This window comes from Comamonas sediminis, assembly GCF_041107495.1.
Classification (GTDB): domain Bacteria; phylum Pseudomonadota; class Gammaproteobacteria; order Burkholderiales; family Burkholderiaceae_C; genus Comamonas; species Comamonas sediminis.
Map to the genome: position 1 here is coordinate 37,396 of NZ_JBGBDC010000011.1, position 13,545 is coordinate 50,940.

The window sequence follows — 13,545 nt, forward strand, 5'->3', positions numbered from 1 at the left end:
TCTTGCAGTGTGGGTCGGCGCAAGGTGTGCATCGTTTTTGCCGACTGCAGTGCCTACAAGAACACCAGCGGGAGCAATGGCAGATGGCAGAGCGATTTGAGAGTGTCAACACCGAGAGCAAGGGCGAGCAGATCTACGCCCAGCTGGCGCAGGCGCTGGTCAAAGGGCAGCTGCTGCCGGGCGAGCGCCTGAAGATACGCGAGCTGGCCGCGCAGATGGGCACCAGCGTGACGCCCGTGCGCGATGCCATCCTGCGGCTGGTGCAGCATGGGGTATTGGTGATGCTCAGCCCCCGCGACATACGGGTGCGGCGCCTGACCTTGGACGAGTACCTGGAGATCCGCAATATCCGTGTCGAGCTCGAAGGCATGGCCGCCAGCCAGGCGGCCCTGCGCGCCACCGCCGACGAAGTGCAGCGCCTGGCCGAACAGGTGCAGCACAACGAAGAGGCCGTGCGGCGCGGCGACATCGCCCAGGCCATTGCGCTGAACCAGGATTTTCACTTTACGCTGTGTCAGCTGGCGCGCATGCCCTTGCTGTCCGAAATCCTCTACGGCCTGTGGCTCAAGATGGGGCCGCTGATTGCCCAGAGTTACAGCGAAGGCGGCCGCAGCATGATCGACCACCATTACCCTGTCGTCGAGGCCCTGCGCCGCAACGATCCGCATGCTGCGCGGGTGGCGATTCAGACGGATTTGCTGTCTGGTGGGCAGTCGATTTACGAGCGGTTTGGACACGCGGAGGCGGGCAGGTAAGCCCTGCGGGCCATAACACCGAGCTGTTGAGCTGGCTTACTGCGCGGGCAGCAGCGGGGCCGCAAATGCCCGCGCCACCTCGCGGTTGCGCGCCGCCAGCTCGCGCATCGCCTCTGAGATAGGCGCCGCCAGCTGGGCATGGCTGGCAGCCTGCCAAAACGCATCGGCGGCGCGGGCCGCCAGACTCCAGACCTGGGGCACGGCGCCGATGGTGCTGACCTGGGGCTCGATCGGCACCAGCGCCGGATCCAGTCCTCCGCCAATGGGCGCGTAGCGCATCGGCAGAATGTCATAGGCCGGTGCGATGCCCAGGTATTCACCATCGTCGCCGATCAGCAGCGAGATGTTTTCAAAATGGCGGTCGGTGTTGCCGATCAGCTCGCTGAAGGCAGCCATCACGGCCACACGCTGGGCGTGCTGTGCGCTGAAGTAGTCCGCGTGCACGCAGCGTGCAGCGAACTCCGGCCACGTATCGCGCGCACCAAAGAACTCGTCATCCACGGCGCCTGCCGAGAGCATGCCCAAGCGTCCTTGTTGGCCCACGCGGTCAAAGCGCTGCACTTCCAGAAAGACATATTCGTCTGCCACGAGAATCTGGGTCTTGGCGGCGGGCACCCCGACATCGGCCAGTGCCGACAGTGCCAAATGCTCCAGCGGCAGCAACTCGGCCATGCGGCTGCCGAGCTTTGCGAATTTGACGATGACCGAGCCCGAATCCTCGGCTATCCAGAGGAACTTGGGCTGCTCGCCGCCGGCGCTCGACCCATAGGATTCATGCTTGAGTTGCTGTGCGAGCCCCACATAGATGCCGAGCTTGTCCTGCGGTTGCTGGCGTGGCTGGCGCAGCAGATCCAGCTCGCGTTGCAGAGGCTGGTCGCCAAAGATCAGGTTGCCCGGCAGGTTCAGCCCCTGGGTAAACAAAAAGGCGATGCGGTGGTCGTCGCTCCAGTCGTTGAGGCTGGCCGGAAAAGGCTGGTTGCGCGCAGCGGTCTGGGCCAGTTGGCGGCCCAGAAAACCCGAGGGAGCCGCGAACATCATATAGGGCGGCAGGCCTTCGTAGAGGCGAATGGCGCCTGCCTCCTGGCGCTCCAGGGTCCCTCCGCCGGCGAGAAATTCCAGATCTGCGTACGGAACGATGTGGCCGGTCGACAGAAAGCGATAGACACGCTGGCGCGGGTTGAGCCCCAGCGGCAGCTTGCGCAACCACGCGTATTGGGGTGTGCGCTGTCCCGGTTCCCGAAACATGCTGACCGCAGCGGATAGTTCGCGAATAGTTCGAGACAGTGTCGGCTGGCTGATGCCCAGCGACTCCAGCAACTGCTGGCCCGAGCGCGGTCCACTGGCCAGTGCGCGTTGAATGGCCTGGTGAAGATCGGTCATCGGAGATCGAAGGGGGGCAGACATGAGGGGAGTGCTGAATAGATCAAGAATTTTATATGAATATGAAATCTGGTGTGTTATGGCGGTGGCGATGGCCTTTAGCCAGCTGCTGTCCCAAGTCCCTGGCGCAAGGTATTCACCAGCAGCTTGTACAAACCATCGACCGCTTTGGAGCGCCGCGATTCCTTGCTGCGGTATACGGCCACCTCCATCGGCGCCAAAGGACCCAGGCCGTGCTTGCTGCCCAGCACCTGCAAATGCGGCGGGGCACTGCACTGGGTCAATGCCGCCACCGCCAGACCGCTCTCAACGGCGGCAATCTGGCCTGCCAGGCTGGAGCTGTTGTAGACCACGCGGTGCTGGCGCCCTTGCTGGGCCAGCGCATGCAGCGCGCCGCGCCGGGCCAGGCTGGCCTCTTCGTACACGGCAATCGGCAGCGGATCGCGCCGCCAGAGTTCAAAATGCTCCGAGCCCACCCAGACCATCGGCTCGTGGAACAGCAGGCTGCCGCGCCGGGCGTGGTCGCGCGAGATAAGGGCCAGATCCAGCTCGCCTGCCGCTACGCGCGGAATCAGTGCGGTTGATTGCTCGCAGCTGAGGATGATCTCCACACCGCTATGGCGAGGCGCAAAGCGCCTGAGAACGGGGGTGAGGTACTTGGCGGCATAGTCATCGGGGACGCCCAGGCGCACATTGCCTTTGAGTTCTTCCCCGTGCAGCGCCCACTGCGCTTCACTGTGCAGATCCAGAATGCGCCGGGCGTAGCCTAGCAGGCGCTGGCCCTCTGGCGTGATTTGCTGGCTGCGGCTGTCGCGCTCCAGCAGGCGGTGGCCGACTGCCGCCTCAAGCTTTTTGAGCTGCATGCTGACGGCGGATTGGGAGCGGTGCACCTCGCCCGCCGCGCCCGACAGCGATCCGGTGTCGACCACTGCGACAAAGCACTTGAGCCAATCCATCTGAAGGTCTTGCGAGGTGGCAGGCATGGGTTTTCGAAAATCGAATAGCTGATGCGAGAATTATGCGCTTTTCGGTGGGTGCCCCACGCAGCACACTGGCATCCATGACCAGATACCCAGACCCAGCGCAAATGGCCGCTGCAAGCATTGACCACCCCTCACAAGCGGCATCCCGTAGCCCGGGCGATGCCTTTGGCGGCGTGCTGCCCTTTGTGCTGGGCAGTGCGCTGCTGGGCAGCATTGGCATTTTTGTGCACATGGCGCAGGCCGGTGCGCTGACGGCAACCTGGTTCCGCTGCGCATTCGGGCTGCTGGGCTTGACGGCCTGGCTGCTATGGCGCCGGCAGCTGCGCTTTCTTCGGTTGGATCGCAGCACAGCGGTTTGGGTGTTGCTGGCCAGTGTCTTGATGGTCCTGGGCTGGGTGCTGTTCTTTGCCGCCATGGAATGCATCTCTGCCGGGGTGGCCGTGGTGCTGTTCCATATGCAGCCCATGTGGGTGCTGGTGCTCGGTGCCTTCTGCCTGGGGGAGCGGCCAGGGCGCCAACGGGTAGTTGCCGTGGCGGTGGCCATGCTCGGGCTGGTGCTGGCCACCGGTGTCTTGCAGCAAGCCGCATCGCCGCATGCCGCACAGCCGCAGTACTGGTGGGGCGTGGGCATGTGCTTGCTGGGCGCGTTCTTGACCGCGGCTGTCACCGTCATGGCACGTCGCCTGCGCGCACTGCCGGCCGGCGTGCTGGCATGGTGGCAATGCGCCATCGGCACCGCCGTGCTGTGGATGGCACCCGCCACGCAGGGCTGGCCGGCCTGGGGTGCCAGCTGGGCCTGGCTGGCTGCGTTGGGCCTCGTGCATACCGCCACCGCCTATGCGTTGATCTACACCGGCATGGCCAGGCTGCCCACAGGGCGCATTGCGGTATTGCAGTTTGTCTACCCAGCCGTCGCCATTCTTGTGGATTGGCAGTACTTTGGGCACCGGCTGGGGGAGTGGCAGATGGTCGGGGTGGTGGTGATGGGGGTGGCTATTGGGTATGCGGAACGCAGTGGCCTTGGTATGAAGCCCCCGCCGTGGACAAGGCGTTGGCCGATCCTCAATCCACCGCAAACATCCGCGCACAAAGATAGTCCACCAGTGCCCTGACTTTGGGCGCTGCATGCCGGCCTGCAGGCCACAGAATGTGGAACACCCCGGTGCGCTCCGCCAGCCCCGGCATGACCTGCACCAGCCTGCCATCGGCCAGCGCATCGCGGATCGCAAAGTCGGGCAGGCAGGCGATGCCGCGTCCCCGCAGCGCAAAGCAGGCGCGGGTTTCGATGTTGTTGCAGACCATCGAGACGGGCAGGTTGACGGGCTCGCCGCTGTCGGGCGGCGGTAGCGGCCAGGCCTCCAGCTTGCCGCTGTGGGGCCAGCGGAAATGCATGCATTGGTGGGCTTGCAGGTCTTGCACCTGACGGGGCATGCCATGGGCGGCGATGTAGTCCGGCGACGCCACCAGCAGCATCTTGAAATGGCCGAGCTTGCGGGCCACCAGGCGCGAATCGGCCGGCTCGCCGGTGCGCACCACAGCGTCAAAGCCTTCTTCCACCACATCCACCAGGCGGTCGGAAAAATCCAGGTCCAGCTGGATGTCCGGGTAGTCGCGCATGAAATCGGCCAACACCGGCAGCACCAGGGTACTGACCAAGGGCAGGCTCACCCGCAGCCGCCCCCGGGGTGCCGACGAGGCTTGTGACAGCTCCGTCTGTGCCGCCTCGATCTCTGCCAGGATGCGCCTGCTGCGCTCCAGCAGCAGCAGGCCTTCGGCCGTCGGGGTGATGCTGCGGGTGCTGCGGTGGAACAGGCGCACACCGAGCTTTTCCTCCAGCCGCGCCACGCTCTTGCCCACGGCGGATGCAGATATACCCAGCAGCCGGCCAGCCGCTGTAAAGCTGCGGGTTTCGGCCACCTGCACAAACACCGTAAATGCGTTGAGGCTATCCATGCGTTTTCACCTGCGTTTCTGGACCGGTGTCACGGCCCATGATTGCGGACATTGCAGTCCTGAAAGTGCGGAACTCTATCCTAGTTTTTCTGGGATCGCTGGCTGCCTAAGCTGATGCCTGTGTTCCAACCAAGGTAGCGATGCGATGGATTTTTCAGTTTCAGACATGCACGACAGCCGTGTACAGCCGGGTGTTTCTAGCGGGGCGGCGCAGTGGGCACCGGTCGCCCAGGTGTTGAATACGGCCCTGGCCGAGCAGCGCCTGGTGGGGGCCGTGGTGCTTGTCTACCAGCATGGGCTGGCGCTATGCCGCATCGCAGCTGGCTGGGCGGACCGGGAGGCCCGCATCGCAATGGCCGAGGATACGGTGTTTCGCTGGGCCTCCGTCAGCAAGCCTGTTGTCAGTGCGGCGGTCATGCGGCTGGTAGCCGATGGGCGAGTGGACCTGGACGAGCCCATCACCTCCTGGCTGCCGACCTTTCGCCCGCGCTTGCCGGACGGGCGCGAAGCGCGCATCTCCGTGCGCCAGTTGCTGAGCCATACAGCCGGGCTGGGCTACCGCTTTTTTGAGGCAGACGACCAAGGGCCTTATGCCCAAGCGGGGGTATCCGACGGCATGGATGCCAGCGGCATCGACCTGCAGGAGAACCTGCGCCGCATCGCCAAGGTGCCGCTGCTTTACGCGCCGGGCACCAGTTGGGGTTACTCGTTGGCGGTGGATGTGCTCGGTGCGCTGATCGAGGCGGTATGCAATAACCGCTTGCCGCAGGCGGTAGAAGCGTTGGTGACGCGCCCCTTGGGCATGGCCGATGCCGGCTTTGTCTGCCGGGATGCGGCGCGCCTGGCAACGCCCTATGTCAATGGCGGCCCGGTGCCCCATCGCCTGCAGGAGGGCGAGGTGGTGGCCCCGTTCGACGGCACGGTGGGCATTATCTACAGCCCATCCCGTGCCTTGGATGCGGGCGCCTTTCCCTCTGGCGGCGCAGGCATGGCCGGTACGGCCGATGATGTGCTGCGGCTGCTGGAGGCACTACGCACTGGCCATGATGGCTGGATGCCCGGGCATCTGGTCGCCGAGATGGCAAGTGACCAGACCCACGGGCAGGCGCTGGCTGCCGGCCCGGGTCTGGGGTTTGGCCTGGGCTTCTCGGTGCTGCGCGATCCCGCGCTGGCAGATTCTCCTGAATCACCAGGCACCTGGCGCTGGGGCGGCGCTTACGGCCACGCGTGGTGGGTGGACCGGCCCCGAGGCCTCACGGTAGTGGCGCTGACGAATACCTTGTACGAGGGGATGTCGGGTCGGTTTGTGGTAGAGCTGCGGGATGCCGTGTATCAGGGTCTCGGGGGGTGACCGGCACACAGGCTCCCCACTGCCAGGCTGCCAAAAATCCATCGCATCAGGGTTGACCGTCGTGTGTCTCGCTCACCCCTGCAAGGGCCACCCAGGGCCGGCGCCGTTTCGTCCAGATCTCCCGCTGTGGGGTTCCCAGCGCATCGCGTTGCTGGAGGACGCCAGTGCGCAGCGAGTAGGCCTGCGGATTCTCCACGGCGCAGGCATACAGCGGGCTGCCACAGGTCTCGCAGAACGCCAGATTGCGCTTGGTACCGCTGGCAGTCGTCTTGACGAAGGTGCGCGGCACGCCCTTGGTCAGTTTGAAACCGGCCGCCGGGGCAGAGATATTGGCTCGGAAGGCTGAGCCCGAGTGCGTTTGGCAATCGAGGCAATGGCAGACCGTCATGCTGCCTGGTTGCACCTCTGCCTCAAATTCAATGGCGCCGCATAGGCATCGGCCTTCTACTTTCATGCGCATCCTTTTTTAGAAACGCCGTCGCAGTGGCGTTGATACGTCGGTCAGGGCTAGGAATGACCCAGGCTCTGCAGTCGAGCCCATCACCCCAGGTTCGGCAGGTCAGAGGTCCACAATCACCAGAATGCCCTGGCTGCCGGATAGAACAGCATGAGGAACGCCAGCCTCGGCCATGTACATCTGACCCGCTTCCACACACAGGGCCTGGCCGGCCACTTCCAGCATCATCTGGCCACTGACGACCAGCAACGCCTCGTTGTAGTCGTGCACCTCTTCGCCATAGGGCATCTGGTCCATGCGCAGCAACTTGATGTTGGACGCGCCCACTTTGCCCAACACGGTGGAACGCCACGCAGCGGGCAGACCATCGGCGATGGCATGGAGGTCAAATAAGGACATGCTTGTCTACTTTCCAGTCTCGATCAATCAGCAGCCACCATCCGTGCGCGTCGCAAGCACCGCAGATGCGCTGAAAGAACCAACTTTACCCGAAGGGCGCATCGGTTTCGTGCGTGCATTTATTTTGATGATGTGCCTATCACCTGTGTCACTTTTAGGCGGGTCAGCAGTTGCCCGGTGCCGGCGTGATAAAGCGCCTCACTGGCACGATCCAGGGTAAACACGAGGGTGGAAACAAAGGGGTAGAGCTACATTTCGATAACTAATCCACATTTGCGAACGAGGCAGCCATGCGCATCCATCTGAGCCGGATCCATTCTCGCGGGGTTCCGCTGCTGGCGGCATCGCTGGTGGCCCTTGCAGGCGCCATGGCGGCGCCGTCCGCCTTTGCCCAGGCCACGCGAACCTGGGTGTCCGGGGTCGGGGACGATGCCAATCCCTGTAGCAGAACGGCACCCTGCAAGACTTTTGCCGGAGCCATCTCCAAAACTGCCACCGGGGGTCTGATCAACAGCCTCGATCCCGGTGGGTTTGGTGCAGTCACCATTACCAAACCTATCTCCCTGGATGGAGCAGCGTCTGGCACCGCAGGCGTGCTGGCCGCTGGAACGAACGCCATCATCATCAATATCGACCCGGCAGTCCACGCCAATGGCAATGTGGTTCTGAGAAATTTGAATGTCGAAGGCGCGGGCACGGGCCAGTCCGGGATTCAGGTCCGCCGCGCGTCCAAGGTGGTCATTGAGCACACCCAGATTCAAGGCTTTCAAACGGGCGTTGAAGTGCAGAGCGGTGCCAATGCGCAGTTGCTGGTGCAACGCGCTGACATCGTGAACAACAGCACCGCAGGCATTTCATTGAGCGATGCCAACAGCAAACTCTATCTCTCCGACTCCTCGTTGTTTGGCAACGCCACCGCGTTCAGCATCAGCGCAGGCAATGTGACGACCTATAACAACAATCGTCTGGAGGGCAATACCAGCCCCAGCACGCCCACCGCAACGCTGTACGAGCGCTGAGCAGCAGGGGAACGTTATGGCATGTCCTCGACACTACCGGCTTGGCAGCGGCACGGCGCTGGTCTTGCTGGCCGGCATCCTCACCCCTGCTGCGCACGCTGCAGAGCTGGTGGTCAATGGCGGCTTTGAGCAAAACGCCGGCGCAGGTTCCATGGGCTTTAGCGGCTGGCAGGCGATGTCACAGCCAGGATCGCAGGGCGGCTTCTATGCCCAGCAGGGCAGCCAAAGTGCGCTGACGCCTGTCGCCGTCGCCGCGCCGCCCCAAGGGGTGTTTGCGGCGATGTCCGATCAGCCCGGCCCTGGCGCGCATGCGCTGTACCAGGACATCGCCATTCCGTCAGGCAAGAGCGCAACGCTGAGCGTGCAGGTCTATCTGCAAAATGCCGCTGCTCCTTCGGTAGCACCCGCGACCCTCGACTTTCTGACGGTGCCCAACCAGCAGGCACGTATCGACATCATGGATCCGGCAGCGGCCTGGAACGATGTGGGAGCAGGTGTCCTGGCCAATGTCTTTCAATGGTCTGGCGGCGCAACCGCTGGCGGTTACCAGAGCATTCAGCGCGATGTGACCGCCTATGCAGGGCGCACAATTCGTCTGCGGCTCGCCGAGGTGGACAATCGCCAGAGCCTGTTCTTCGGGGTGGACGCGGTCAGTGTCATCTCCTCCGATGTCACGCCTCCGGCGAGTGTTGGCGCAGACAGGCAAGGCAATACCGTCACCCTGACTTTCCCTCCCGTCGCATCCACCCCCACCGAGACCGTCACGGGCTACCAGGCGCAGTGCGTGCCCGCGGGCGGAGGTGACACTATCACGGCCACCGGCACGCAGTCACCCATCGCGGTGTCGGGCTTGGTGCCAGGCGTGGCGTACACCTGTACGGTGGCAGCGCAGACCAGCGTCGGCAGCGGGCCAAGCAGCCCACCGGTCACGGTGCCCGGTTCGCCTGCCGCAGCAGCGGCTCCCATACCCGCCTGGAGCCTGCTCAGCACGCTGCTGGCGTCGTTGCTGGTGCTTGGCGGCGTGGGCTTGGGTGCCCGGCGCAGGGCCGTGCGTGTTCTGCGGCGCTGACAGGTCTTTGCATACCGCTTGCCCAACCGGGTGACGATGAACTGTCCATGGGCGCGTTCCGCATCAGGGCGCCATTCTGCAAAGGGCGCCAACGACGCTGCCTCACAGCGTTAAAAGCCTTTGCAGCATCCACAGATTCAGCGACACGACGAGGGCTGCACCGCTCCACAACAGTATCGACATGGGCCGGCCAAAGGTCAGCGCGCCCAGTGCATTGCGGCGGGTCGTGAACATCAGCAGCGGCACGATCGCAAACGGCAGCTGCATGCTGAGGACCACCTGGCTGAACACCAGCAGCGCGCTGGCGCCCTCGTTGCCGTACCAGGCGGTGGCGATGACGGCGGGCACGATGGCGATAAGCCGGGTCAGCAGCGCCCGCATCGCCGGCGATAGCCGAATTTGCAGAAAGCCTTCCATCACGATCTGGCCCGCCAAGGTGCCCGTTACCGAAGCGCTGAGGCCCGAGGCGAGCAGGGCGGTGCCAAACACTGCGCTGGCGATGCCGACTCCCAGGATAGGCGACAGCAAATGGTAGGCGTCTGACAGCTCGGTGACGGGGGGTGTTCCCGGGCGGTTAAAAGCACCCGCTGCCACGACCAGGATCGCGGCATTGACGAACAGCGCCAAACCCAGCGCCACGGTGGAGTCGATCGTAGCGAAGCGGATCGCCTGGCGTGTGCCCTCCAGGGTCCGGCTGTGTTCACGTGTCTGCACGATGGCCGAATGCAGATACAGGTTGTGTGGCATGACCGTCGCGCCAACGATGCCGACGGCCAGGTAGAGCATCTCCGGGTTGGTCACGATCTCCGAGCGCGGAATGAAGCCGGACAGCACCGTGGCGAGCGGCGGGTGCAGCCACAGCAGCTGGGCGCCAAAGCAAATGCCGATCAAGGCCACCAGCCCGATGACAACCGATTCCAGCGCACGAAACCCTCTACTTTGCAGCGCAAGAATCAGCATCACATCGACCACCGTGATGCATACGCCCACGATCAGTGGCAGGCCAAACAGCAGGTTCAGGCCGATGGCCATGCCCAGCACCTCGGCCAGGTTGCAGGCCACGATGGCAATCTCGCAAAAGAACCAGAGCACCAGGTTGATGCGCGGCGGAAACTGTTCGCGGCAGGCCTGGGCCAGGTCGCGCCCGCTGGCCAGCCCCAGCCGCACTGCAGCTGCCTGGAACAGCATCGCCATCAGGTTGGACGCAAAAATCACCGCCAGCAACGAATAGCCAAACTGAGATCCGCCCGCAATCGAGGTGGCCCAGTTGCCGGGGTCCATGTACCCGACCGCCACCAGATAACCGGGCCCGGCAAAGGCCAGCATGCGCCTTGCGTTGGCCGAGCGGCTGGTGCCGCCCGGCACCGCAATGCTGCGGTGAACCTGGGGCAGGCTGGGGATGCCTGACTTCACGCTGTCTGGATCCGCTTTGCCTGAGGCCTCTGGCTGTGGCATGCCCCCTTCGTTGTGGAGGGGGCTGCAGGTGGTGAAGGCAGGTGGCGGCATGGTCGCTCCTTATCTGGAGGCCGGTGCCAGGTGCAGCGCAGCGGAGGGGGGTGTTGCAACTGGCCCCGCAGTGATGGCACCGTTTAAAAGTGCCAGCACGTCCGAGGTGACGATGGCAAGCCCTGCCAGGACGATCAAGCTCCCTACACAACGGCGCAGCAACGTGGCGGGTTTCAGCCGCCGCGTCTTGCTGGGGGCTGTTGCTTGCGAGGATGGAGACAATATGGACTTCATCGCAACTCCTAGGCAGAGAAACACCGGTATCGGGTCCGTCTTGCGGCATTCCTGCCCCGGAAAGGGGCAGGTTGAACTAACGCGTCAAGCGTAGGCGGTGCTCATCACCAGCGCACCATTGACGCCTGCCGGGAAGAAGCCGCCCTTGGTGGCAGAGTCCTTGGTCAGGTAGACGATGTTGAGCACGTCGCCGGGTGAGCGGCTGTAGGCAATGCCGTCGGCATCCAGCGGCACGATGTTGGAGGTGCTGTCGTCCCCGGTGATGCCCTGGTCCACATCGGAGGAGCCATCGAGGCTGTCACGCGCATCCGAGATGGCGCCGGCTGCCGAGCGCAGCGCAGGCGTGGCGAGGCCCTTGGCGTAGAGTACCGTGCGCACCAGACCTGCGTGGTAGGCCTCGGCAGACAGAATGCCTGCAGCAGCTTCCAGGTAGGTCTTGTTGGTGATCAGCGGCGAGGCGCCCTTGTAGGCGGTCACCCCCACGTCCTCGAAGATAAACGCGCCGAGCAGGAAGTTCTCGTCACTGGCATAGGGATCGAAGGCCACGCCCGCACCTACCAGACCGGCTGCGCGTGCGGCCACCGAGAAGGCCCCGTTCGGGTCGGTGCCGCCGATATCGATCTGTGGCTGCGCGACCGCTGCAGAGCCCAGCGCCTTGCGCAAAAAGGCCACATGGGCCACCTCATCCTGGGCAATCTCCTTGGCGTACTGCGCGACCAGCGGGTCCTTGAAAGCCACCGCCCGCCCGCCGGTGATACCGCCCTGCGTGCCTGTGCCCGATTGCATATTGGCGGGCAGCCCGGTTCCAAACACCGCGTAATGGTAGAACTGCGACTCCAGGTATTCCAGGTTCAGCGCAAAGTTCAGGATCTCCACATCGGTCGGGCCGTTGTTCTGCGCATTGGCATCACTGCCACCACCCCCGCAGGCCGTCAGGATGGCACCGCCTGCCATACCCGCTGCCACGCCACCGGTCTTACGGAAGAATTGACGCCGGTCTTCCAATTTCCTGGCCCGCTGTTGCAATACACCTATCAACACTGATTCGTCAGACATGTGATTTCCTTTCGAGTTGCGCTATACGCGCCTACCTACACAGGAATGCGCCTTCACGCGGAGGGCACACGGTGCAGCAAGAAGCAGCTCAGCACCAAATCCTTGTCAATGGAGACGGAGGATGTCGACTCTTGCTACTTGCGGTGTACGCAGCAGGTGGCAAGGTGGATTCACCAATGTTGGCGTCTTTACAATTCGCCGCTTCTTTCCAACTCGTCGGGAGGAATGGGGGATTACCAATTTTTGGATTGCTGGGTCTAGAAGGCTGTGACACCAACAATGGCCTGGACGGCATCCAGGAGCCATCGGCTGCGCTTGCCTGTGCTGGAACTGACCAATGCCGGGCTGAACGACAAGTGCACACTGTTGCAGTTCTTGACGGGGTACCCAACGAGCCGATGGTGGACCGCTGTTAGGAGTTTCCTAAACCATCTTTGTACCTTTGTCTGCCTCAATGCTTGCCGAGATCGACCGTCTGGACCAGAAAATCAAGAAAAGCGCGCACGCGCAGCGGCAGATAGCCGCCTTGGCCGACATAAACGGCGTGTACCTCTTCGATATCGCCCGGATTGCAGTCTTCAAGAACCGGTAGCAGGCGGCCTGCGGCCACGTCCTCGCGTACCTGGAAAGCGGCCAGACGCGCCAGGCCCAGCCCCGCCAGCGCCAACTGGCGCAAGGCTTCGCCGTCACTGGCCTGCGCATTGCCAATGATGGGAAGGACGGTATCTTCACCAGCGTGCCGCAGCGGCCAGCCCGGTTGCGCCCGGGCATAGTTTGCGCCCAGGCGGTTGTGGTGCTGCAGTTCCTGCGGCGTGGTGGGCATGCCATGGCGGGCCAGATAGCTGGGCGCCCCCACAATCTGCATGCGTGTACCGCCCAACTTTCGCGCCACCAGGTTGGAATCCTTCATCGGCCCGGCACGCACGGCCACATCGGTACGCTGCTCCAGGATGTCGATCACCGCATCGGTCAATACGATATCCAAGGTCACGTCGGGATGGGACGCCAGAAAGGCAGGCGCGAGCGGCAGCAAAAAATGGTGGCCGAAGGGGACGTTGGCATTGACGCGCAGCCGGCCGCGCGGCGCAGTGTGTGTACTGGCGCAATGCTCTGCCTCTTCAAGATCGGCCAGGATACGCACCCCGCGCTCGTAGAAAACGCAGCCTTCGGGCGTGAGCTGGAGCTGCCGGGTCGACCGGTTCACCAGCCTGGTGCCCAGCCGCTGTTCCAGGCGGGCTACCAACTTGCTGACCGCAGAAGGCGTCATGCCAAACGCGCGCGCAGCGGCGGAGAAGCCCCCCGATTCGATCACGCGCACAAATACCTCCAGTTCGCCGGACCGATTGACTTCCAGACGCGCCATGCGGGCCTCCTTGTTGAGAT

At 63.7% G+C, this 13,545-nt stretch carries 13 protein-coding genes; 5 read left to right on the forward strand and 8 right to left on the reverse strand.

Going from position 1 to position 13,545, the window contains the following annotated elements:
• Nucleotides 1-83 precede the first annotated feature (83 nt).
• Nucleotides 84-755: a GntR family transcriptional regulator gene (locus AB7A72_RS21695; protein ID WP_369461130.1), complete on the forward strand. Its 672-nt coding sequence runs from the start codon at nt 84-86 to the stop codon at nt 753-755.
• Between the two features lie 36 nt (nt 756-791).
• Here AB7A72_RS21695 and AB7A72_RS21700 read toward each other — a convergent pair whose 3' ends face one another.
• Together AB7A72_RS21700 and AB7A72_RS21705 are read right to left on the reverse strand one after the other, a co-directional pair.
• Nucleotides 792-2,135, reverse strand: a complete 1,344-nt coding sequence (locus AB7A72_RS21700) for a HipA domain-containing protein (RefSeq protein ID WP_369461131.1) — start codon at nt 2,133-2,135, stop codon at nt 792-794.
• A gap of 98 nt (nt 2,136-2,233) precedes the next feature.
• Nucleotides 2,234-3,091 (reverse strand): LysR family transcriptional regulator, encoded by an 858-nt coding sequence (locus tag AB7A72_RS21705; protein ID WP_312530146.1) that lies wholly within the window; start codon nt 3,089-3,091, stop codon nt 2,234-2,236.
• Between the two features lie 104 nt (nt 3,092-3,195).
• Between AB7A72_RS21705 and AB7A72_RS21710 the strand changes: the two genes are divergently transcribed.
• The gene (locus AB7A72_RS21710) at nt 3,196-4,230 is read left to right on the forward strand and encodes a DMT family transporter (protein WP_312835064.1); all 1,035 of its coding nucleotides are present in this window, start codon (nt 3,196-3,198) and stop codon (nt 4,228-4,230) included.
• On the opposite strand, the gene AB7A72_RS21715 is transcribed toward AB7A72_RS21710, so the two are convergent.
• Complete coding sequence (locus tag AB7A72_RS21715; protein WP_312530141.1) at nt 4,181-5,071, reverse strand: LysR family transcriptional regulator; 891 nt, start codon at nt 5,069-5,071, stop codon at nt 4,181-4,183. The genes AB7A72_RS21710 and AB7A72_RS21715 overlap by 50 nt on opposite strands.
• 166 nt (nt 5,072-5,237) lie before the next feature.
• On the opposite strand from AB7A72_RS21715, the gene AB7A72_RS21720 reads away from it, so the two are divergent.
• Complete coding sequence (locus tag AB7A72_RS21720) at nt 5,238-6,422, forward strand: serine hydrolase domain-containing protein (RefSeq protein WP_369461132.1); 1,185 nt, start codon at nt 5,238-5,240, stop codon at nt 6,420-6,422.
• Nucleotides 6,423-6,468: 46 nt separating this feature from the next.
• Here the strand turns inward: AB7A72_RS21720 and AB7A72_RS21725 are convergent, their stop codons facing one another.
• Both AB7A72_RS21725 and AB7A72_RS21730 read right to left on the reverse strand, forming a co-directional pair.
• Nucleotides 6,469-6,876 (reverse strand): GFA family protein, encoded by a 408-nt coding sequence (locus tag AB7A72_RS21725; RefSeq protein ID WP_369461133.1) that lies wholly within the window; start codon nt 6,874-6,876, stop codon nt 6,469-6,471.
• Nucleotides 6,877-6,981: 105 nt separating this feature from the next.
• Complete coding sequence (locus AB7A72_RS21730) at nt 6,982-7,278, reverse strand: cupin domain-containing protein (protein WP_312835061.1); 297 nt, start codon at nt 7,276-7,278, stop codon at nt 6,982-6,984.
• Between the two features lie 290 nt (nt 7,279-7,568).
• Between AB7A72_RS21730 and AB7A72_RS21735 the strand changes: the two genes are divergently transcribed.
• On the forward strand, nt 7,569-8,297 hold the full coding sequence (locus AB7A72_RS21735; protein WP_369461134.1) for a right-handed parallel beta-helix repeat-containing protein: 729 nt from the start codon (nt 7,569-7,571) through the stop codon (nt 8,295-8,297).
• A 16-nt stretch (nt 8,298-8,313) separates the two neighbouring features.
• Nucleotides 8,314-9,366 carry a fibronectin type III domain-containing protein gene (locus AB7A72_RS21740; RefSeq protein WP_369461135.1) on the forward strand — a complete coding sequence of 351 codons (1,053 nt, stop codon included), beginning with the start codon at nt 8,314-8,316 and terminating at the stop codon, nt 9,364-9,366.
• 102 nt (nt 9,367-9,468) lie between these two features.
• Here the strand turns inward: AB7A72_RS21740 and AB7A72_RS21745 are convergent, their stop codons facing one another.
• The 3 genes from AB7A72_RS21745 to AB7A72_RS21755 form a co-directional block, all read right to left on the reverse strand.
• Nucleotides 9,469-10,821 (reverse strand): Nramp family divalent metal transporter, encoded by a 1,353-nt coding sequence (locus AB7A72_RS21745; protein ID WP_407065010.1) that lies wholly within the window; start codon nt 10,819-10,821, stop codon nt 9,469-9,471.
• A gap of 369 nt (nt 10,822-11,190) precedes the next feature.
• On the reverse strand, nt 11,191-12,162 hold the full coding sequence (locus tag AB7A72_RS21750) for a ferritin-like domain-containing protein (protein WP_312409341.1): 972 nt from the start codon (nt 12,160-12,162) through the stop codon (nt 11,191-11,193).
• Nucleotides 12,163-12,613: 451 nt separating this feature from the next.
• The gene (locus AB7A72_RS21755; RefSeq protein WP_369461137.1) at nt 12,614-13,525 is read right to left on the reverse strand and encodes a LysR family transcriptional regulator; all 912 of its coding nucleotides are present in this window, start codon (nt 13,523-13,525) and stop codon (nt 12,614-12,616) included.
• Between the last annotated feature and the right edge of the window lie 20 nt (nt 13,526-13,545).

Coding starts and splice junctions, on each gene's coding strand:
- AB7A72_RS21745 (WP_407065010.1), bottom strand. CDS start 10,821: ATGCCACAGCCAGAGGCCTCAGGCAAAGCGGATCCAGACAGCGTGAAG.
- AB7A72_RS21720 (WP_369461132.1), top strand. CDS start 5,238: ATGCACGACAGCCGTGTACAGCCGGGTGTTTCTAGCGGGGCGGCGCAG.
- AB7A72_RS21730 (WP_312835061.1), bottom strand. CDS start 7,278: ATGTCCTTATTTGACCTCCATGCCATCGCCGATGGTCTGCCCGCTGCG.
- AB7A72_RS21750 (WP_312409341.1), bottom strand. CDS start 12,162: ATGTCTGACGAATCAGTGTTGATAGGTGTATTGCAACAGCGGGCCAGG.
- AB7A72_RS21735 (WP_369461134.1), top strand. CDS start 7,569: ATGCGCATCCATCTGAGCCGGATCCATTCTCGCGGGGTTCCGCTGCTG.
- AB7A72_RS21700 (WP_369461131.1), bottom strand. CDS start 2,135: ATGACCGATCTTCACCAGGCCATTCAACGCGCACTGGCCAGTGGACCG.
- AB7A72_RS21710 (WP_312835064.1), top strand. CDS start 3,196: ATGACCAGATACCCAGACCCAGCGCAAATGGCCGCTGCAAGCATTGAC.
- AB7A72_RS21725 (WP_369461133.1), bottom strand. CDS start 6,876: ATGAAAGTAGAAGGCCGATGCCTATGCGGCGCCATTGAATTTGAGGCA.
- AB7A72_RS21715 (WP_312530141.1), bottom strand. CDS start 5,071: ATGGATAGCCTCAACGCATTTACGGTGTTTGTGCAGGTGGCCGAAACC.
- AB7A72_RS21695 (WP_369461130.1), top strand. CDS start 84: ATGGCAGAGCGATTTGAGAGTGTCAACACCGAGAGCAAGGGCGAGCAG.
- AB7A72_RS21740 (WP_369461135.1), top strand. CDS start 8,314: ATGGCATGTCCTCGACACTACCGGCTTGGCAGCGGCACGGCGCTGGTC.
- AB7A72_RS21705 (WP_312530146.1), bottom strand. CDS start 3,091: ATGGATTGGCTCAAGTGCTTTGTCGCAGTGGTCGACACCGGATCGCTG.
- AB7A72_RS21755 (WP_369461137.1), bottom strand. CDS start 13,525: ATGGCGCGTCTGGAAGTCAATCGGTCCGGCGAACTGGAGGTATTTGTG.